19 protein-coding genes are annotated in these 19,963 nt (G+C 37.9%); 12 read left to right on the top strand and 7 right to left on the bottom strand.

From position 1 onward, the window contains the following. The first annotated feature begins 27 nt into the window (after positions 1-27). Positions 28-639, top strand: a complete 612-nt coding sequence (locus TY13_RS13695) for a phosphatase PAP2 family protein (RefSeq protein WP_042477066.1) — start codon at positions 28-30, stop codon at positions 637-639. A 131-nt stretch (positions 640-770) separates the two neighbouring features. Further along, on the top strand, positions 771-1,586 hold the full coding sequence (gene zupT / locus TY13_RS13690; protein WP_042477063.1) for a zinc transporter ZupT: 816 nt from the start codon (positions 771-773) through the stop codon (positions 1,584-1,586). Positions 1,587-1,691: 105 nt separating this feature from the next. Here the strand turns inward: zupT and TY13_RS13685 are convergent, their stop codons facing one another. The 5 genes from TY13_RS13685 to thrC all read right to left on the bottom strand — a co-directional run bounded on the left by TY13_RS13685 (position 1,692) and on the right by thrC (position 7,161). Beyond that, positions 1,692-3,743 (bottom strand): catalase, encoded by a 2,052-nt coding sequence (locus TY13_RS13685; RefSeq protein ID WP_042477060.1) that lies wholly within the window; start codon positions 3,741-3,743, stop codon positions 1,692-1,694. Between the two features lie 119 nt (positions 3,744-3,862). Beyond that, positions 3,863-4,513, bottom strand: a complete 651-nt coding sequence (locus TY13_RS13680; protein ID WP_326584072.1) for an NAD(P)-dependent oxidoreductase — start codon at positions 4,511-4,513, stop codon at positions 3,863-3,865. A 257-nt stretch (positions 4,514-4,770) separates the two neighbouring features. Then, entirely contained in the window at positions 4,771-5,007 is a 237-nt protein-coding gene (locus TY13_RS13675; protein WP_042477054.1) for a hypothetical protein, read from the bottom strand. Between the two features lie 211 nt (positions 5,008-5,218). Then, positions 5,219-6,112, bottom strand: a complete 894-nt coding sequence (gene thrB / locus TY13_RS13670) for a homoserine kinase (protein WP_042477051.1) — start codon at positions 6,110-6,112, stop codon at positions 5,219-5,221. Next, entirely contained in the window at positions 6,109-7,161 is a 1,053-nt protein-coding gene (gene thrC / locus TY13_RS13665; RefSeq protein ID WP_042477775.1) for a threonine synthase, read from the bottom strand. Before thrC ends, thrB begins: the two co-directional genes overlap by 4 nt. 188 nt (positions 7,162-7,349) lie before the next feature. On the opposite strand from thrC, the gene TY13_RS13660 reads away from it, so the two are divergent. After that, positions 7,350-8,576: an MFS transporter gene (locus tag TY13_RS13660; RefSeq protein WP_154661609.1), complete on the top strand. Its 1,227-nt coding sequence runs from the start codon at positions 7,350-7,352 to the stop codon at positions 8,574-8,576. Positions 8,577-8,910: 334 nt separating this feature from the next. Further along, positions 8,911-9,153 carry a MurR/RpiR family transcriptional regulator gene (locus TY13_RS13655; RefSeq protein WP_042477048.1) on the top strand — a complete coding sequence of 81 codons (243 nt, stop codon included), beginning with the start codon at positions 8,911-8,913 and terminating at the stop codon, positions 9,151-9,153. An 80-nt stretch (positions 9,154-9,233) separates the two neighbouring features. On the opposite strand, the gene TY13_RS13650 is transcribed toward TY13_RS13655, so the two are convergent. Beyond that, the gene (locus TY13_RS13650) at positions 9,234-10,034 is read right to left on the bottom strand and encodes a GNAT family N-acetyltransferase (protein WP_230199443.1); all 801 of its coding nucleotides are present in this window, start codon (positions 10,032-10,034) and stop codon (positions 9,234-9,236) included. 476 nt (positions 10,035-10,510) lie between these two features. Here TY13_RS13650 and TY13_RS13645 point away from each other — a divergent pair, with 476 nt between their 5' ends. Both TY13_RS13645 and TY13_RS13640 read left to right on the top strand, forming a co-directional pair. After that, positions 10,511-11,437, top strand: a complete 927-nt coding sequence (locus TY13_RS13645) for a manganese-dependent inorganic pyrophosphatase (protein ID WP_042477043.1) — start codon at positions 10,511-10,513, stop codon at positions 11,435-11,437. A 144-nt stretch (positions 11,438-11,581) separates the two neighbouring features. Further along, on the top strand, positions 11,582-11,953 hold the full coding sequence (locus TY13_RS13640; RefSeq protein ID WP_052344339.1) for a hypothetical protein: 372 nt from the start codon (positions 11,582-11,584) through the stop codon (positions 11,951-11,953). Positions 11,954-12,185: 232 nt separating this feature from the next. On the opposite strand, the gene TY13_RS13635 is transcribed toward TY13_RS13640, so the two are convergent. After that, positions 12,186-13,544, bottom strand: coding sequence for an FAD-dependent oxidoreductase (locus TY13_RS13635; protein ID WP_042477039.1), 1,359 nt, complete (start codon positions 13,542-13,544; stop codon positions 12,186-12,188). A 127-nt stretch (positions 13,545-13,671) separates the two neighbouring features. On the opposite strand from TY13_RS13635, the gene TY13_RS13630 reads away from it, so the two are divergent. From TY13_RS13630 to TY13_RS13605, 6 genes are all read left to right on the top strand, one after another. After that, entirely contained in the window at positions 13,672-14,379 is a 708-nt protein-coding gene (locus TY13_RS13630; protein ID WP_042477036.1) for a DsbA family oxidoreductase, read from the top strand. Positions 14,380-14,526: 147 nt separating this feature from the next. Continuing rightward, positions 14,527-15,162 carry an FMN-dependent NADH-azoreductase gene (locus TY13_RS13625; protein ID WP_042477035.1) on the top strand — a complete coding sequence of 212 codons (636 nt, stop codon included), beginning with the start codon at positions 14,527-14,529 and terminating at the stop codon, positions 15,160-15,162. 178 nt (positions 15,163-15,340) lie between these two features. After that, positions 15,341-15,646, top strand: coding sequence for a winged helix-turn-helix transcriptional regulator (locus TY13_RS13620; RefSeq protein ID WP_042477032.1), 306 nt, complete (start codon positions 15,341-15,343; stop codon positions 15,644-15,646). Positions 15,647-15,741: 95 nt separating this feature from the next. After that, on the top strand, positions 15,742-16,653 hold the full coding sequence (gene murB, locus TY13_RS13615; RefSeq protein ID WP_042477030.1) for a UDP-N-acetylmuramate dehydrogenase: 912 nt from the start codon (positions 15,742-15,744) through the stop codon (positions 16,651-16,653). A gap of 44 nt (positions 16,654-16,697) precedes the next feature. After that, on the top strand, positions 16,698-17,462 hold the full coding sequence (locus TY13_RS13610) for an exodeoxyribonuclease III (RefSeq protein ID WP_042477027.1): 765 nt from the start codon (positions 16,698-16,700) through the stop codon (positions 17,460-17,462). Between the two features lie 16 nt (positions 17,463-17,478). Next, on the top strand, positions 17,479-19,896 hold the full coding sequence (locus tag TY13_RS13605; protein ID WP_042477024.1) for a penicillin acylase family protein: 2,418 nt from the start codon (positions 17,479-17,481) through the stop codon (positions 19,894-19,896). The last annotated feature ends 67 nt before the right edge of the window (positions 19,897-19,963 follow it).

Below are 19,963 nucleotides of genomic sequence, written 5' to 3'. Positions count from 1 at the left end.
CTAGTATATTTTAAAGGTGGGGTAGAAATGAAAAAATGGATTTATAGCTTAGGGGTTGTTACTTTAAGTTTATTTATTATGCTACGTTTCACATACGCAAACCCATCGTTTATCACTTTTGATGAGAGGTGGGCGAAGTTGCTTGGTGGCAATGAGCTACTTATTTTTTTCCATTACATTGGTGAGCCGATTTTTGTAGTAATTGTAGCGCTAATCCTTGTTATTTGGCAGTGGAGGAAGGGTAACTATTATGCAATTGTCTTTGTACTGTTAACGATTGCAGTAGGTAATGCTTTAAACCAGTTATTAAAAAATTTGATTGAGCGTCCACGACCAGAGATTGCAAATCAATTACTGTCCTTTAGCTTTCCATCAGGACATTCAATGACAGGGGCTTTATATCTATTAACAATTGCTTACTTGCTGTCAGAAGGGTTAGGGCGCAGTAAGAAAGCGTTGATTATTTGGTTAGTCGCATTAATTTTAGTATGTTTAATTGGACTATCTCGCATTGCTGAAAGTCGCCATTTTGCAACGGATGTATTAGCAGGGTGGAGCATGGGCTATACATGGTTTGTTGTGTGCATGATATGGTATGAACGAGCGAAGAAGAAGAAAAAAGTGGCGTCTCTTTTATAGAAGAGCGTCATTTTTTTATCCAATATTAAAAGTTGAATTCATTCATAAAATATTTCCTAATAAAATAAAGTTGCCTTAAGGAAACAATTTGCGTATAATACGATTAACTTAGTTGAGGTGAGGAACAAATTATGGATGGAAATGTATTATTAGCACTTGGTTTAACATTGTTTGCAGGTTTGGCGACTGGAGTAGGTAGTTTAATAGCGTTTTTTACATCGAGAACCAATACGAAATTTTTATCTGCTGCACTTGGTTTTTCTGCAGGTGTAATGATTTATGTATCACTTGTTGAAATTTTTGTAAAGGCGAAAGATTCTTTAACGATAGCTCTAGGTGCAACGAATGGTTATTGGATGACACTTGTTGGCTTTTTTGGAGGGATACTTTTTATTGCATTAATTGATAAATTTATTCCAAATAAAAATAATCCACATGAAGTGCGAACGGTTGAAGATGTGAATGCAGTTGAAAGTAAACCGCATGTAGATGCTGATAGGCTAATGAAAATGGGGACATTTACCGCATTGGCGATTGCCATTCACAATTTCCCAGAAGGAATTGCTACATTTATGTCAGCATTACAAGATCCAAATTTAGGTATCGCTATTGCAATTGCGGTCGCGATTCACAATATCCCAGAAGGAATTGCGGTAGCTGTACCGATTTTCTTCGCAACAGGCATTCGAATGAAAGCTTTTCGCTTGTCATTATTATCTGGTTTAGCAGAGCCGGTTGGGGCGCTGGTCGCTTATTTAATTTTAATGCCGTTCTTAAATGATGTAATGTTCGGTGTAGTATTCGCGGGTGTAGCGGGGATTATGGTATTTATTTCACTAGATGAGCTATTACCAGCAGCAAAAAAATATGATGAAACACATATATCCATTTACGGCTTAGTTGCGGGGATGGCCGTAATGGCAGTTAGTCTGGTGCTGTTGACTTAATGTAGTTAAAATTACCAGAGATGAAATGTATTAATGGGTTTACGAAAATGTTAAAAAGCGCGAGAATCTAGTTTTTTACAATAGATTTCTCGCGCTTTTCGCAGCTCAAATATAAATATCCCGCTCCCAGAAGCGTTGCTTTGCGATATTTTGAATAAATTGCTGTGAGAAGTTTGGATTTGCTGTGGCGAAAAGAATTCCTTCACTCGCTTTAGCGCGTGTTGCATTAAAATATGGAACGCCTGTTGTAGCGATGCCAATAGGTTTGTAGTTTTGATAAACTTGACGAATAAAGGCTGTCATATCACTGTTAAATTTAGCTTGATTTGCTGCTGTTCCACCAACGACATAAAGGGCATCATAAAGGACAGGGGATGTTGTTAAAAATGTTGCATTGACATCAAACGTTTGCCCATTTGCTGCTTTCACTGGTTCAAACGATTCGGCAATAATTTGATAGCGTACGCCGTAGCGTTTAAATTCCTTCATTACCTGTTCTAGTTCCTGCGCGTTAAATTGATTGCCGATAATAATAGCTACACGCAATGTTTGAGGGACGAATATTGTATTTTGCTGGCTCAATGCAGGAGAAGATGCAGTTACATCAATTTGCTGCTGAGTAGGCTTATGAACTGCAAGGCGTTCAGCCAGTGTAGTCGCTAATGTGTGATCAATTTTAGCAAGCATATCAACCACCTGCTGTCTGACACTACGGCTCTCTACTTTACCTACTTCAAAAGTGAAAGCGTCTAAAATATGTTGCTTTTCTGGTTGTGTCATACTGTTCCAAAAGAGTCTTGCTTGTGAGAAGAAATCATCGAAAGATTTGCTACGCCCTTGAATAACTCGCCCTTCCACTTTTTCAGGAAAATGTACATAACCTCCCTCAGCAGCGGTGCTTGTTGCAGGTGTATTATTCGCCAAAGAATTTTTATGGTAGCTTACCCTACCAACATTAATCATTTGGCGGCTGAAGCCATTGCGTTGGTTGTTATGGAAAGGGCAGAGTGGGCGATTAATTGGTATTTCCGTAAAATTAGGACCACCTAAACGCAGTAGCTGTGTATCTAAATAAGAAAACAGACGCCCTTGCAGCAATGGATCATTAGAAAAATCAATACCTGGTACAACATTGCCAGGGTGAAAGGCTACTTGCTCTGTTTCAGCAAAGACATTATCTACATTGCGATTTAACGTAAGCTTGCCTATTTTTTTCACAGGGATTAACTCCTCAGGCCAAACTTTCGTCGCATCAAGTATGTCAAAATCATATTTAAATTCGTCAGCTGGATCAATCATTTGCACGCCGAATTCGTATTCAGGATAAAAGCCTGCTTCAATTGTTTCCCATAGGTCACGGCGCTGGAAATCAGGATCAGCACCAGCAATTTTTTGTGCCTCATCCCATATAAGCGAGTGTACCCCAAGAACAGGCTTCCAGTGAAATTTGACAAATTTACTATGACCAGATGCATTAACAAAGCGAAACGTATTAACACCAAAGCCTTCCATTGTGCGGAAGCTTCTTGGAATAGCTCTGTCCGACATTAGCCACATAATCATATGTGCGCTTTCTTGATTATTTGCGATAAAATCCCAAAAAGTATCATGCGCAGAGGACGCTTGCGGTATTTCATTATGTGGCTCAGGCTTCACAGCATGAATAATATCAGGGAATTTTAATGCATCTTGAATAAAGAAGACGGGAATATTATTGCCAACTAAATCAAAATTGCCCTCTTCTGTATAAAATTTCACAGCAAAGCCACGTACATCGCGTGCTGTATCATGAGAGCCTAAGCTACCAACGACATTCGAAAAGCGCACAAAAACAGGCGTCTTTGTGCCAGCCTTCTGTAAAAAGTGTGCTCTTGTAAATTCAGACATCGATTCATATAACTCAAACTCCCCATGAGCTGCGTAGCCGCGTGCATGTACAACTCTTTCTGGGATACGCTCATGGTCAAAATGAGTAATCTTTTCACGAAAATGAAAATCCTCCATCAATGTCGGTCCGCGTAAGCCTGCTTTTAAAGATTCTTCATCATTGGATATTCTAACTCGCTGATTCGTCGTCATCTTTGTGCCATCATTATTGACTTTGTAGTCATCAAGTTGCTTTAGCTTTTTATTTTCATCATTGTGATTGTCCTTCATAAAACCCTCCTCATAAAGCTTTGTATATCGTATGAGAGAGGTAGTGGATATATGAGATAAGTGACTGCTAAGCAATTTAAAAAGGAGAGGCTGCTTTTTAAACAGCTCTCCTTTTCAAATTAACTAGCCGAGGTCGTATTTTCAGAAGCTACTGTAAATGCTTCATTTATATGCTTAGCATTTTCTATTTCATCGATAATAACTACCGCAAAGTCGGCTTGGCTAATATAGCTGTTATGCTGCGAATTCATAAGTAAATAATCATGACCTGTAATGTAGTGACCAGTACGTGGACCTTCTGCATCGAACATTAACGCAGGACATATAAAAGTCCATGCTATAGAGGACTGTTGTAACTGCTGTAAATTTTGCAATTGATATTTAGCGGCAGCAGTTAATTGTGCAGGATACTCTTTACTATCGAGTAAGCGTAATGTTTTTTCTTTATTTGTAAATAGGCAACCTGAGCTACCGATATCTATTAAACGCGTTTTCGTTGGCTGTAAAATTGTGATTAAATGTTTGCCTGCTTCTACATATAAATGCTCCTCGCCACTTTTGGGGGCAAAGGCATTAACGATGCAATCAAATTCTTCAATATCAGCTGTTGTTAAATCGAATAAATCTTTTTCAAGTGTTTTCACATCTTCCTTTAATGTAGCTTGATTGCGTACAATTGCTGTTGTATCATATTCTCTCATGATCGATTCTCTTAATATATTACTACCAGCTTGTCCGGCAGCTCCAATAACCGCGATTTTCATTAACATTTCCCCTTTCTCCAATCAAGTGATAGTACTATACCCGATTTTAAGAAAAAGTATGCATGTATGAGAAAAGAGAGAGGGGAATTTAGAGGTTTGCTTAGGTTTTGAGATGAACGTGGAATAAACCTTTGAAAACGTGGAATAAACTTAAAAAAACATGGAATAAATCTCTGAAAACATGGAATAAACATAAAAAAACATGGAATAAAATTCAAAATAAGCCCTCGTACTATAGTTAATTAAAACAAACTATATGGATTTCAGCCTTCAAAAGGCAATACCCAAACTTTATATCTATTGCCAGTTGATTCTGTAACAACTCTGAATTCTTTTATCTCTGCAAGTCTAAATGCTAATGAATAAGCAATTTTATAATCGGGAGTATCATAACTATCATAGAGCCTAGCATAAATTTCGTTAGTTATTGAATCAGCCCATACATCTGCTTCATGTAAGCCATCGAATATAATATTCTCTTTATTCCATTTATGAAACATTAGATATCCCCCAATAATATATTTGATGAATCCACTCTATCGTTGGTTTTAAGGTTTTGACGCTTTCATACTACCATGAAAATCATAGTTATTTCACTAGTTCTACTCTAACGATACTTACAAAAAGTCTTCAATGCGCCAGTAAGTTTAAAATATGAAAAAAGCGCAAGAAATTCACTTTTAAAATGGATTCCTTGCGCTTTTATCCGAACTATAGCGGTGTCACCGCTATCCCGTGTCGATCAGCTACCGTCAAAACAATGCGATGCTCAGGAAATTGCTTTTGCATGCTGATAGCAAATTCATCAGCAATCGTTGTTGGTATAATCGAAATAAGTGTTGGGCCAGCACCGCTTAGTGCTGTGCCATATGCACCTGATTGCTTTGCTGCTTGGCGGATTTCCGCGTAGTTAGGAATAAGTTGTGCGCGGAAGGGCTCGTGGAATAAATCTGCTTCCATATAGCGGCCAATACGCTCATAATCTTTGGCAATAAGTGAGGCAGCAAGCATGTTTGCTGCTGCACTTGCTTGTACTGCATAAGGGCGCTCTAACTGTGTAGGAAGGACGCCGCGTGCGTCAGCTGTTTTTAATTCTGTGTCAGGAATAAATAATATGAAAGCTACATCAACGTCTTGTACATGAATCGTATCAACAATGCCGTCCTTAGTCATAGAGGAAATTGTTAAGCCTCCTAAAACAGAAGCAGTCGCATTGTCAGGATGACCTTCGATTTGTGATGAAATATTTAGTTTATCCTGTGTTGTAAGCTGCAAATCACACAGTAAATTTGCTAGCTCAATTCCGGCAACAATCGCCGCGGCGCTGCTGCCAACACCGCGGGCTAAAGGAAGTTCACTTGTCATCGTGACATGACAGCCAGGTAATTCTTTATCATAGCGCTCGGCTACTTGCTTGGCAATTTGATAGATTAAATGATTTTCTACTGTTGTATCTGATGGTACATGTGCACCTTGATGGATAAATTCCCACTCCTTCTGCGGTGTAGCGTGCAATGTTAAATAAAGCGATAAGCCGAGCCCGATAGAATCAAAGCCTGGTCCAAGGTTCGCTGTACTACCAGGAACTTTTATTTGCCAGCTCATAGTACGCCCTCAATATATGCACGAATTTCTTCTTCGTCGTTTTTCAAAGATACTAACTCTACTGTTGATACATTCATTGCTGTATCAGGATCTTTCAGCCCATTGCCTGTAAATACTGTTACGACTTGACTGCCTTGCGGAATAAGACCTGCCTTCACTGATTTAATGACCCCTGCAAGTGAAGCCGCTGAGCCAGGCTCAACAAAAATTCCTTCCTTGCCAGCGATTAATTTATAAGCTGCTATAATTTCATCGTCTGTTACAGAGTCGATAATACCACCAGACTCATCACGTGCGGCCTCTGCTAGTTTCCAGCTAGCGGGATTGCCGATACGGATGGCTGTTGCAACTGTTTCAGGGGTAGCAATTGGTTCGCCTTTGACGATTGCAGCAGAACCTTCAGCTTCAAAGCCGAACATTTTCGGTAAGCCTGAACTTTTTGCTTCATGGTAATCTTTAAAGCCTTTCCAATATGCAGAGATATTACCTGCATTGCCAACAGGAATACATAAGAAATCTGGTGCTTTACCAAGTGTATCTACAATTTCAAAGGAGGCCGTTTTTTGTCCTTCAATACGATACGGGTTTACCGAATTTACAAGTGCAACAGGTGTAGTTTCACTAATGTGGCGCACAATATTTAAGGCATCATCAAAGTTGCCATCAATTTCAATAATTTTTGCACCGTACATTGTTGCTTGTGCTAATTTACCAAGTGCTACTTTCCCTTTTGGAATAACAACAATTGACCCAATACCTGCGCGTGTCGCATAGGCAGCAGCGGCAGCAGATGTATTACCTGTAGAGGCACAAATAACATATTTTGCACCATCTTCAATTGCTTTAGCAACAGCAAAAACCATACCGCGATCTTTAAAGGAGCCTGTTGGGTTTGCTCCCTCAATTTTCCCGTATAATTCAATGCCTAGTTCCTTAGATAAGTTAACTAAATGCACTAATGGTGTATTTCCTTCATTTAAAGTTAAAGCTGGTGTATTTTCAGTAACAGGTAAATATTGTTTATATTCTGCAATTAAACCCTTCCACATATCAAACATAGCTCCTTTTGTTCTTTCTGAATGAACAGTTGTTTTTGTATACAAGACATTTTAACCCTCTCACTCACTCATTTCAATAGTAAAACAACAATTTAATTTAAACAATATTGTCACATTTAAAAAATAGGTGTATAGTATACATGCTTATACAAGTGTAAAGACAGGTGGTTATATTTACTATGACAAAACAACAAAACACGCAAATTTCACGCAATAAATTGCTCGGCGTTGCAGGCGTTGGCTGGATGTTTGATGCGATGGATGTCGGCATATTATCATTTATCATTGCAGCACTTAAATTAGAATGGGGCTTAAATCCATCACAAATGGGCTGGATTGGAAGTATCAACTCGATTGGGATGGCTGTTGGAGCTCTTGTTTTTGGTGTATTTGCTGATAAAGTAGGGCGCAAAAAAGTATTTATGTGGACACTTATTTTATTTTCAGTTGCAAGTGGTTTATCGGCATTTACAACAACATTAACGCTATTTTTAATATTACGCTTTTTCGTCGGAATGGGACTTGGTGGAGAGTTACCGGTTGCTTCGACACTCGTTTCTGAAAGTGTAGAAACTAAGGAGCGCGGTCGCGTTGTTGTATTATTAGAAAGCTTTTGGGCGGGTGGATGGCTGCTTGCCGCAATAATTTCTTACTTCGTTATTCCAGCGACATTTTGGCCAATTGAAGGCTGGCGTGTTGCACTTATTTTAACTGCACTTCCAGCATTTTATGCGATTTATATTCGCATGAAGTTGCCAGATTCACCGCAGTTTACAGCGAAGGCAGAAGCTAAAAAGCGCTCTGTTATGCAAAATATTGCAGAAGTGTGGTCTAAACCATATGCACGTTCAACATTTATGCTATGGGTGCTATGGTTTGCAGTCGTATTTTCATACTATGGTATGTTTTTATGGTTGCCAAGTGTGATGGTAGGTAAAGGCTTTGATTTAATTTCTAGCTTTAAATATGTGTTAATTATGACACTAGCACAACTACCAGGTTACTTTACTGCAGCTTGGTTTATTGAGAAGCTTGGACGTAAATTTGTACTTGTTACATATTTAATTGGAACAGCAGCAAGTGCTTTTGTCTTTGGAAATGCAGAATCCGTAACGATTTTACTTATTTCAGGCATGCTTTTATCATTCTTTAATTTAGGGGCATGGGGAGCATTATATGCTTATACACCTGAGCAGTATCCATCAATTATTCGCGGAACAGGCACTGGAATGGCAGCGGCAGTAGGGCGTGTAGGTGGTATCTTTGGTCCTCTATTAGTAGGGGCATTAATGACAAAAGGTTATGAAATAGGTTCAATTTTTGCGATTTTCTGTGTTGCGATTCTAATTGGTGTATCAGCTGTACTATTTTTAGGAAAAGAAACAAAGCAGTTGGAATTAGACTAGAGATAGTGCCAGAAGCTGTGTCAAGGGTAATTGTATTGTAATGCGATTATGGCAGAAGCACACACGTTATATAGAAGCTCAGGCTGTAGAGAAGGGAAATCCTTTCTCTACAGCTTTTTTTGAAACGAAATACATTACTTATCCATCTAATAAGTAGATAAAAAATTACTTTATCTAATGGAGCTATGAGCAATATGCGTTGTTCATAGCTATTTTTAGTCTTGTATGGGGAAAATTCGGATGACAGATTTTTCTGAAAAAATATTGAATGTAGTGATTATTCATGTTAATGTATGTTCAATTAAGCTAGTTGAGAAAGGATAGAGAGTAGAGCATGAGTATTTGTGAGAATATTAAAAAGAGGTTTATACGATTATCGAAGGGGCAGCGCCGCGTCGCGCAATTCGTCTTGAATGATCCAAGCATTGTAACGACAAAGATAGCATCTGAAGTCGGGAAAATAGCAGGCGTAAGCGAGTCGACGGTTATCCGTTTCTGTTATGCAATGGATTTTTCAGGATACAATGAGTTGCAAAAGAGAATGAAAGAAGATTTAGCTTATTATCATCACAAATAAGCTTAAACAGAAGCCTTCGTTCAGAAAATATTAAAAAGGCTGGGGAAACAAATATTCCTCAGCCTTTAAGTATTTTAAAACTAGTTAATTAGCTTACTATAAATAACTTCATCATAATAATTGTTATCAATTTTAACAGAGTGCTTTTTCTTGCCTTCGATTGTGAAGTTTTGTTTTTCAAAAAGGGTAATTGCTCTGCCATTATGGGACATTATGACTGCTTCTAGTCTTTCGACTCCATTTTGTTTTGCCCATTTTATACTATTTTCTAATAATGCGGTACCAATACCAGTGTTTTCATATTTCTCTAAAACGCCAATGCGCATTGTAGCAGCGTGTTGTAAACGTTGCTCTTTATGTCCGTTAATACGTGAATAGCCAGCAAACTCACCATTAACAATGCATAGAAGTATTGTGTGCTTTTTAAATTTACGCCACTCAGCCATCTGCTTGCGAATAACTTGTACTGTTAGATGTTGAACATTCGGTTCGTAATATTCAAATTCAGATTGTGCGTAGATTTGCTCTTGTAGACGAATAAATGAGCGAGCGTCCTCTGTTTCAATTGGTCTAATAATAGAAGTTTGCGTATTTTCGTCTATTTCGTTTTCATCATTTCCTATTTGTTTTAAACGAGAGAATGTTACAGATTGCCCTAACTGAACATCAATTACATTATAATTGGCGTTGAACCAAGATTGGTAATGTGTCAGAGGTGGTTTCGTTTTTTTCCACCAACTCAAGTTCAAATAAGCAGCATTTGGCAACGCTTGACCCATAATATTTTCGATGGCCTCATATGTTAATGTAATTTCATTTTGCGTTGCACTCTGGAAGAACTCAGCTAATGGAATATACTTCTTTTCCATTTTTTTAGACATTGCTATCCTCATTTCTATGACTGAATTTATTGTGTATACGATTATTTTAACATATGAATCAAAAAAATAATATTTAATGTTCAAATTTTTTGCATTTATACTAACCAACGATGTTAAAAAGGAGTTATGTCTATGCTTTTTTTTTATTAAATAGGAAGTTTGGAACGTTTCGATATGTGAATAAGGAATTAATAGACTAACCAATTATGCCTTAACTAACTTTTATTTGTATTTTTCCGAGTTGATTAGTGTGTTTTTCTGCCTAAAGCCTTGAAATACGGTTAATTACTATAACAGGTGTGTTGATTAGCCTTTATTTAATCAATCACAGCATTTGGTGATGAACTAATTTAGTTAAAATTATATAAAGTTTAGAAATTCACAAAATCTACATTTAAACTTCGAATTCAATTTAATATATAAATTGTGATAAAATAAGCTTGTTAATAAGCATTGATAAATTAGGAGGCTATTTCATGAGCAAGACTTTAGTTTTTGGACATAAAAATCCAGATACAGACACAATTACATCTGCAATCGTTTATGCGTATTTAAAACAACAATTAGGTGTTGAAGCAGAGGCTGTACGTTTAGGTGATATTAATAATGAAACAAAATTTGCTTTGGAAAAATTCGGCTTTGAAGCGCCACGTTTTATTGGCACAGTTGCTGGTGAAGCAAAGCAAGTCATTTTAGTAGACCATAACGAATTCCAACAATCTGCAGATGGTATTGAAGAAGTGCAAGTTACAGAGGTGATTGATCACCATCGTGTAGCGAACTTCCAAACGGCTGATCCATTATATTTCCGTGCTGAGCCTGTTGGCTGTACAGCAACAATTTTAAATAAACTATTTAAAGAAAATAATGTAGAAATTCCTGCAAATATCGCAGGCTTAATGTTATCTGCTATTGTTTCAGATACATTATTATTCAAATCGCCAACTTGCACAGAGCAAGATGTCAAAGCGGGTGAGGAACTAGCTACTATTGCAGGTATTGATGTAGCTGAATACGGCTTAGCAATGTTAAAAGCTGGAGCAGATTTATCGGATAAATCATTAGAGGATTTATTATCATTAGATGCCAAAGGTTTTGATTTTGGCACATATAAAGCAGTAGTAGCGCAAGTAAATGCTGTTGATATTGAAGATGTACTAGGTCGCCAAACAGAGTTAGAAGCATTACTTACAAAAAATGTTGCAGATAACGGTTTAGATTTATTCTTCTTCGTTGTAACAGACATTCTAAATAACGATTCTACGGCAGTTGCGATTGGACAAGTAGCTGAAGCCGCAGCAGCTAGCTTTGGTGAGAAAATCGTTGACGGTCGCATTAACTTAAAAGGCATTGTTTCACGTAAAAAACAAATTGTCCCTGTATTAACAGAAGGCTTAAAATAAAAAATTGGGTAGTCGAAAAAGTAGAAAAACATGCTTTTTCTGGCTGCCCTTTTGTATTTTTATCTTGATTCAGCGGATGTCACAGATTTTTGAAGAGGTTTCCCTCGCGAGATTGATAAAGAGATGTAAAAGGGGGGAGGAAATATGAGGAGAGCGTTCATATATTATTTTATATTTTTCTTGGTATTATCAGGATGCTCGTCTGGCGCCCCAACAAATCCATCAGCAAAATCTATTCTTAAAGAAGACCCTCAAGCTGATATTTTTCAATACAATGATTTAATCTATACTAATGTGTCTGATTTAGAGTGGGTACAAGATTCACAATATAAAAAAGGCAATAAAATAGGGAAGATAAAGAAAATGACAACAACTCCTATAGGCTTCAAAGATTTTTATGCGACAAAACTAGCTAGTGGTACAGAAGTTTTCTCGACGAATGGTGATGGGGTTCATTTGCTAATTGTGGAGGTAGATGGACAGCAACTACCTTACATAGCTTTGATAGAAGGCTAGTACAGAGTTGAGTTTTATATAGAAACGAGAATGTCTAGAAAATTGAAGTCACTTTTGATACAACGGAAAATTTAGTCTTACTTATACATTTTAAAATGCGAGGAAATGCCCTAGAAACCGATATTTGCAATTTTTAAAAGCTTACTGACATATTTCTATTTGGCGAATTTTTTAATTGAACAACAAAAGTTGTCCGGAAAGCGGCGAGTCAGCCTACTTTTCGGACAACCTTTTATTCATTTTCTAATTTTAATGGATAAACAGCTGGGCCTTCAATTACGTTCCCATTTTTATCGTAACGGGAGCCGTGGCATGGGCAATCCCATGTTTCATCCGCTTCATTCCACCGTGTTTTACAGCCTAAATGAGTACATTTGGGTGCTGACATGCGCGTCACATAACCTGCAATAAATTGTTCGCCAATAAAGCCTACTTTTGTGAGCATATCATAGACGGTACGCCCTTGTATGCGACTAGGCCTATACAATTGAGTAGCGCGGTGTTCATTATTTGTAAAATAGCCATGCAATATTTCAGCGGCGACAAGTGAGCTGGATAGCCCCCATTTTTTAAAGCCTGTTGCAATATAGATAGGAGAATCTTCTGTCATTGGACCTACAAAAGGTATGCTATCAGGTGTCGTCATATCTTGTGCACTCCATAAAAAACTTGGCTCAGATAAATCAAATTTACTTTCCAGCTCTTGAGCAAGTGTATCATAATACTTTATTGTGTCTCCTTCCATTCCAGCTACATGGGATGTACCACCATAGACAAAATAAGATTGCCCATCGATTTGAGCGGTACGAATTGTGCGAGCTGGGGAATCGATGCTGACATATTGACCTTGTAAAAGATCTGGACATGTTGTAGCGGTTAAATAGGCGCGTCCAACTGAAAGCTTCAAAGTACTTAAACCAGCAATTGAATCGATTGGATAATGTGTGCATAGTACAAGCTTTTTGCAGGCAATTGTATAGCCGTCAGCTGTTGTGACAGTCGGTTTATCTGTAACTTGTGTGACACGGGTATGTGTAAAAAACTGCGCGCCAGCCTGTTGTGCTAATTTTGCGAAATGGAGCAAAAAATGTACAGGATGAATTTGGGTTTCGTGTTGCATACCTAGAGCTAGCTGAATTTTATCTGCTAGCTCTGTATCATTTGTTATAAGTGATGGAATGCCAATCTTCTTGTATGTCTCATACTCTTGTTCTAATAAAACACGATTGTCCATTTCAGTTGTATAAATAAATGATGTTGCTGTTTTGTAAGTAGTTTTGTCGGCCTGTTCCAGCGCTTGTTCAATCGCTGCCTTATTTACTTGATAGTAAAGCTTAGCATCCTCCTCTTTTAGCGTATGATAAAATAGCCCGTGCTGAGCTGTTAGTTTACCTGTAGAATGCGCTGTTGCACCTTCACCAATGCTTTTTGCTTCAAGAACAATTACACGCAATCCAGCCTTTGCAAGTAAATAAGCTGTATAAACCCCACTTAAACCGGCACCTACAATGCAAATATCACAAACTGTGTCAGACGAGAGTGTTGTAGTAGTTATTGGTGTTGTATTATGAAGCCATAATGATTGTTGCATAAAAAGCCCCCTTACCTATATTTAACCTACAGTATAGGGAAATTTATCAACCGCTATTCATAAGTCAAAAAAATTGAATAATGTATTCGCTTATTTGTACAATGAGGAAACAAAGGAGGAGTAACTAATGATTATACAAGTATGGTCTGATTATGTTTGTCCATTTTGCTATATTGGAAAAAAACAATTAGAAAAAGCGCTTGAGGTGAGCGGTTATACAGAACAAATTGAAGTTCAGTATAAAAGTTTTTTATTAGATCCAACAACGCCTGTGGATTCAGAGGAATCTATTTACGGTCCATTGGCTGCTAAATATAATATGTCAATTGAGCAAACGAAGGCGATGACGCAAAATGTAGCGGAACGCGCAAAGGAAGTCGGTTTGCAATACGATTTTGATCGTATGAAAACGGCAAATACGATTAAAGCACATCGCTTAGCTAAATGGGCTGAGGAACAAGGTAAAGGTGCAGAAATGAACGAGCGACTACTACAAGCCCACTTTTTAGATGGCTTAGCAATTGGGCGCGCAGATGTATTAGTGGCATTAGCTGAAGAAGTTGGTTTAAATGGCGAGCAAGCGAAAGAAATGCTAGCTGGTGATGAATATAAAGAAGAAATGTATTCAGATATTGAAATAGCTCGTCAGCTAGGTGTACGTGGTGTACCATTTTTCGTGATTGATAATAAATACGGAATTTCTGGTGCTCAGCCACAACATTTATTTGAGGAAACAGTGGAAAAGGCAGCGATAGAAGCAGGCTTACAACGTAAATTAAATATGGTTGGTGGCAAAGGTGCGCTATGCGAAGATGGCATATGCGATATCGAGTAAAGAGAAGTTTTACTTTAATTCAGCGATGAATTTCAGACTAAAGTCTTAGAGCAGCAGGCTTGATTTTTTTTCGCTGCTCTATTATTATATGTATTATCTTGATTTCGAGATAAATAATATTGCATATTCCAAAGGAGCTTTTTATAAATGACAAACGTATTAGTAGTAAAAGCAAATAACCGCCCAGATGGCGTTTCAACAAAAATGTACGAAACTTTCGTAGCAGAGGCAAAAGCACAAGGTATTGAATTATCAACATTTGACGTATTTGAAGAAAATTTAGCGTACTTCGGACAAGAATTATTCAACGCTTTTGGTAAAGCACAAGCTGGCGAAGAATTAAATGAAAAAGAAGTAGCTTCGTTAGCTTCTTTCAATAAATCACGTGAAGCACTAACTGCGGCAGATGTAGTAGTATTCGCATTCCCATTATGGAACTTAACAATTCCAGCAGCATTACAATCATTCATCGACTACACTTACGGTGCAGGCTACTCATTTAAATATGATGAAAATGGCAACTTGGTAAGCTTAATGACAGACAAAAAATATATTGTTTTATCAGCTCGTGGCGGTATTTATTCATCACCAGAGGCAGCGGCATCTGAAATGGCTGTAAACTATATTAATAACGTAATCGGTGGCGTTTTCGGTATGCAAAAAATTGACGAAGTAGTAATCGAAGGTCATAATGCAAACCCAGCACAAGCACAAGAAATCATCGCTGCTGGCTTAGAAAAAGTAAAAGCAACTGCAAAAAACTTAACAGCTGTTTTAGCGTAATATAAAAATCGCATAAGGCGAAAATAGAAATGCGGATTTAGAAATTGAATAAATTTCTAAATCCGTTTTTTACTTTTATCAACTACAGCTTTTGATGATGAACCAATAGCGAACCTAAAGACGGTTTTACTTTCCTGTGAATTGTCGTTAAAATAGAAAGGATAGAGGTGAAAGACTTATGACTGAAAATAAATTATGTCCAAGGCTTGCAAAGGCGATGGAGCTATTAGGAAAGCGTTGGACGATACTTATTATTCATCAACTACTAGAAGGTACGAAGCGCTTTAATGAAATCGAATCGGCTCTTCCTATTAGCGGGCGCTTATTATCAGAGCGTTTAAAGGAGCTAGAAAAAGAAGGAATAGTTGAACGTAAAGTACATGCTGAGTCAGCAGTTCGTATTGAGTATACATTGACAGAAAAGGGACAGTCCTTAATGAATACAATCCAAGAGATTGAAAAATGGTCACAAACTTGGTTGTAAGCAACAATTTACTTGTCAAATAGGTCATAAAAACAGATACTTAGAAAGTATAATTTATGTAGAGGCTTAATCAATGGAAGAAAGGAAATTGTTTTATGACATTACAGCAATGGGTAAATGGTTTATCACAAATCATCGATCCTTCAAATATTAAAATAAATGAATCATTAAAAACTTATACAATGACAAAATTAGGTGGCAATGCGGATATTTTTGCTATGCCAAATACAGAGCAAGAGGCACAAGATATTGTGAAATATGCACATCAACACAAAATTCCTTTATTAATGCTTGGGAACGGATCGAATATGGTTGTACGTGATGGTGGTGTACGCGGCATCGTAATTAATTTTGCTAATTTAAATAAGATTCAAATAACAGATGGGCTTGTTTTTGCACAAGGTGGTGCATTGCTAAAGGATGTATCGAAATATGCAGCAGCCGAGAGCTTAACAGGCTTAGAATTTGCTTGTGGTATTCCAGGCTCGATTGGTGGTGCTATGGCGATGAATGCAGGTGCGTATGGTGGTGAAATTAAAGATGTTATTGTGGAAACAGTTGTGCTAACGAAAGAGGGAGAGCGACTTGTCTTAACGAAGGATGAATTAGAGTTAGGCTACCGCACGAGCGCAATTGCGAAAAAAGGCTACTATGTGTTATCTTCTACTTTCCAGTTAGGGTACGGTGACCAGCAAGCAATAGATGCTAAAATTGCTGACTTAACGCATCAAAGAGAGTCACGTCAGCCGCTAGAATATCCTTCGGCAGGAAGTGTATTCAAACGTCCTCCAGGTTATTTTGCGGGGAAATTAATTCAAGATAGCGACCTACAAGGAAAAGGTGTCGGTGGCGCAGAAGTTTCAGAGAAGCATGCAGGCTTTATTATTAACAAAAACAATGCAACAGCGACAGATTATATCGAAACGATTCAAATGGTACAGCGTGTTGTAAAGGAAAAATTCGATGTCGATTTAGAGCTTGAAGTAAAAATCGTAGGTGAGGATTAATATTGGGGGCCAAGTGCCTCCTAAATATTGTAAGGAGTAATAGAATGAAATTTATTTCATGGAATGTAAACGGTATTCGCGCATGTATAACAAAAGGTTTTTTAGATTATTTTCATGCAATGAATGCCGATTTCTTCTGTATTCAAGAATCTAAATGCCAAGAGGGACAAGTTGAATTACAGCTAGAAGGTTACTATCAATATTGGAATTATGCGCAGAAAAAAGGCTATTCAGGTACCGCTATTTTTACGAAGCATCAGCCGTTAAATGTTCATTATGGTGTTGAGGATGAGCAGAGTGAGCTAGAAGGGCGTATTATTACATTGGAGTATGAAAAATTTTATTTAGTAAATGTTTATACCCCGAATGCGCAGCGTGATTTAGCAAGGCTTGCCTATCGCATTGAATGGGAAGAAAAATTAGCATGTTATTTAAAGCAACTTGATGCGTTGAAACCCGTCATTTATTGTGGTGATTTAAATGTCGCACATCGCGATATTGATTTGAAAAATGCGAAGGCGAATCATGGGAATTCGGGCGTAACTGTAGAGGAACGTGCTAAAATGACAGAATTACTAGAATCAGGCTTCTGTGATACGTTCCGCACATTATACCCTGAGCGTTCAGATGCTTATACATGGTGGTCATATATGAACAAAGTACGTGAGCGCAATATTGGCTGGCGCATTGATTATTTTATTGTGTCAGAGCGCATTATGCAGCATGTTCAGGAAGCGGATATTCACTCGCACATTTTAGGCAGCGATCATTGTCCTATCGCATTAAAATTAAGAGAGGATGCAATATGATAGAGAGGTGGATTTTATGAGAAAAATAAAGAGCAAAAAAATAATTAATATCGCGATTTGGACTGTCGGTATACTTATTATTTTAGCTGGTGCCGCAGTAGCTGGCGTACATATGTATGTGGAAAACTCCTTGCCAACAATTGAAGGAGAAGTAGATGTAGCGATATTAGATTCGGATGTGAAAGTGACGCGTGATGGTATGGGGGTTCCACATATCGTAGCTGAGTCGGATGCGGATTTATACCGAGCGCAAGGTTATGTACAAGCACAAGATCGTTTATTCCAAATGGATTTATCACGCCGTCAAGCAAGTGGTCGATTAGCAGAAGTGATTGGGGAAAATGCCGTATCAACAGATAAGTTTTTCCGCACATTTAGTTTACGAAACGCGGCTGAGCAATCATGGGATGAATATGATGATGAAGCAAAGCAAATCTTACAATGGTATGCGGAAGGTGTTAACGCATTTATTGATGAAGTAAAAGGAACTAGTAAGCTTTCTTATGAGTTTAAGTTACTAGGATATGAGCCAGAGCCATGGACACCTATTGACTCTTTAACAATCGGTAAATATATGGCTTACGATTTAGGTGGAAACTGGAATATGCTAGCTTTCCGTCATTGGGCTTTACAAAATTACACAGAAGAACAAGTAGAAGAATTAATGATTGAGTATCCAGAAAATGCGAAATCAATCATTGAAGCGAACTTAAACAATCCAGTCGATGTAGCAGGTGCTTTCAATGTGGATTTATTGCCAAATGAATTTAACGGTAGCAATAACTGGGTTATATCAGGTGATTTAACGAAATCAGGTAAGCCGTTATTAGCGGATGATCCGCATTTAGGGTTAAATACACCAGCTATTTGGTACCAAATGCATTTACAATCACCAGAGCAAAATGTGAGCGGTGTTATTTTTGCGGGGATTCCAGGTATTATTTTAGGACATAATGACAAAATTGCGTGGGGGGTAACGAATGTAGGACCTGATGTACAGGATTTATATATTGAAACGCCAAACCCTGAAAATCCTAAGCAATTTAAATATGATGGCAAGTGGGAAGACGCGATTGTTAGAAACGAGCCAATCAAAGTAAAAGGTGGCAAAACGATTGATTTTGAAGTCGTTGAAACACGTCACGGTCCAATTATTTCAGAATTAGTGTTTAAGCAAGAAAAGCCAACAGCGGTATTTTCTATGCAATGGACAGCTCTGCAGCCAACAAGAGAGCTACGTGCAATTATTGGCTTTAATAAAGCAACTAACTGGGATGAGTTTGAAACAGCATTGAATGATTTCCGCGCACCTGCGCAAAATTTCGTCTTTGCTTCAACGGATGGCACAATTGCTTACAAAGCAAATGGCGATATCCCAATTCGTAAAAAAGGTGATGGACAACTACCAGTACCTGGAGATTCCTCTGAATATGGTTGGGAAGGCTTTATTCCTTATGACGAATTACCGAAAGTTATCAATCCAGAGTCAGGCTATATTGCCACAGCAAACAATGAGGTGATTGGGGAAGAATACCCGTATCATATTACAAAGTTCTGGGCACAGCCATACCGCTATGAGCGTATTGTTGAAATGATTGAATCGGTAAAAGGTAGTATCGGCTCAATTGATGAAGAAACAGGAAAAGTTCTTGAAGGCTTCACAAAGAATGATATGAAGGCAATGCAAATGGATAAGAAGAATTTGTACGCTGCTGAATTTTTACCAGGATTCCTAGAAACAATTAAAGCGAATGATAAAGAGGGCAAATATGCAAATATTATTACGCTAATGGAAGAATGGGAGCTTTATGACAATAAAGATAATGCAGAGCCACTAATTTGGCATTTCTTAATTGAAGAAATAAAAGAAACAATTTTCAAAGAGCAAATGCCGGCAGATGTTTATGAAATGATGCCTGGTAAATATCAAATTATGGATGAGATGCTGCGCGAAGCATATGCTGGTAACGAGGGCGTATGGATTAAACAGGCTGGTGGGCTTAATCAGGTAGTGTACGGTTCATTTGAACGTGCAATTGCCGATTTAAAGGCGAAGTACGGCACATCTGTATCGAAATGGCAATGGGGTAACTACCATAAAATATTATTTAAACACCCACTTGCAAGTGCATCTGATTTTATTGCATCGTATGTTAATCCAAAATCAATGCCAGTTGGCGGTTCACGTGTAACGGTGCAGGCAGCGGCAAATGATGCAAATGGTAATGTTAATCATGGTGCATCATGGCGCTTTGTAGCCGATTTAGCCGATTTGAAATACACAGATCATATCGTTGGTCCAGGACAAAGTGGTCATTTAAAATCGAAATGGTATGACAATCAAGTATCACAGTGGGTATACGGTCGCTATCATAGAACGTATATTAACGGTGAAATTGATCCAGCTTACGACTTAATTTTAAAGGCACAATAAAATGAATAAAGCGCATGAAATGACCTTAAATCATTTCATGCGCTTTTATTGTGTTTACTTTGTGCGA

Source organism: Bacillus ndiopicus, from assembly GCF_000612805.1.
Taxonomy (GTDB): domain Bacteria; phylum Bacillota; class Bacilli; order Bacillales_A; family Planococcaceae; genus Metasolibacillus; species Metasolibacillus ndiopicus.
This window is presented reverse-complemented; position numbering and strand designations above follow the sequence as displayed.

What these genes read in the sequence shown, in the direction of transcription:
- TY13_RS13695 (WP_042477066.1), top strand. Translation starts at nt 28, where the DNA reads ATGAAAAAATGGATTTATAGCTTAGGGGTTGTTACTTTAAGTTTATTT.
- zupT (WP_042477063.1), top strand. Translation starts at nt 771, where the DNA reads ATGGATGGAAATGTATTATTAGCACTTGGTTTAACATTGTTTGCAGGT.
- TY13_RS13685 (WP_042477060.1), bottom strand. Translation starts at nt 3,743, where the DNA reads ATGAAGGACAATCACAATGATGAAAATAAAAAGCTAAAGCAACTTGAT.
- TY13_RS13680 (WP_326584072.1), bottom strand. Translation starts at nt 4,513, where the DNA reads ATGTTAATGAAAATCGCGGTTATTGGAGCTGCCGGACAAGCTGGTAGT.
- TY13_RS13675 (WP_042477054.1), bottom strand. Translation starts at nt 5,007, where the DNA reads ATGTTTCATAAATGGAATAAAGAGAATATTATATTCGATGGCTTACAT.
- thrB (WP_042477051.1), bottom strand. Translation starts at nt 6,112, where the DNA reads ATGAGCTGGCAAATAAAAGTTCCTGGTAGTACAGCGAACCTTGGACCA.
- thrC (WP_042477775.1), bottom strand. Translation starts at nt 7,161, where the DNA reads ATGTGGAAGGGTTTAATTGCAGAATATAAACAATATTTACCTGTTACT.
- TY13_RS13660 (WP_154661609.1), top strand. Translation starts at nt 7,350, where the DNA reads ATGACAAAACAACAAAACACGCAAATTTCACGCAATAAATTGCTCGGC.
- TY13_RS13655 (WP_042477048.1), top strand. Translation starts at nt 8,911, where the DNA reads ATGAGTATTTGTGAGAATATTAAAAAGAGGTTTATACGATTATCGAAG.
- TY13_RS13650 (WP_230199443.1), bottom strand. Translation starts at nt 10,034, where the DNA reads ATGTCTAAAAAAATGGAAAAGAAGTATATTCCATTAGCTGAGTTCTTC.
- TY13_RS13645 (WP_042477043.1), top strand. Translation starts at nt 10,511, where the DNA reads ATGAGCAAGACTTTAGTTTTTGGACATAAAAATCCAGATACAGACACA.
- TY13_RS13640 (WP_052344339.1), top strand. Translation starts at nt 11,582, where the DNA reads ATGAGGAGAGCGTTCATATATTATTTTATATTTTTCTTGGTATTATCA.
- TY13_RS13635 (WP_042477039.1), bottom strand. Translation starts at nt 13,544, where the DNA reads ATGCAACAATCATTATGGCTTCATAATACAACACCAATAACTACTACA.
- TY13_RS13630 (WP_042477036.1), top strand. Translation starts at nt 13,672, where the DNA reads ATGATTATACAAGTATGGTCTGATTATGTTTGTCCATTTTGCTATATT.
- TY13_RS13625 (WP_042477035.1), top strand. Translation starts at nt 14,527, where the DNA reads ATGACAAACGTATTAGTAGTAAAAGCAAATAACCGCCCAGATGGCGTT.
- TY13_RS13620 (WP_042477032.1), top strand. Translation starts at nt 15,341, where the DNA reads ATGACTGAAAATAAATTATGTCCAAGGCTTGCAAAGGCGATGGAGCTA.
- murB (WP_042477030.1), top strand. Translation starts at nt 15,742, where the DNA reads ATGACATTACAGCAATGGGTAAATGGTTTATCACAAATCATCGATCCT.
- TY13_RS13610 (WP_042477027.1), top strand. Translation starts at nt 16,698, where the DNA reads ATGAAATTTATTTCATGGAATGTAAACGGTATTCGCGCATGTATAACA.
- TY13_RS13605 (WP_042477024.1), top strand. Translation starts at nt 17,479, where the DNA reads ATGAGAAAAATAAAGAGCAAAAAAATAATTAATATCGCGATTTGGACT.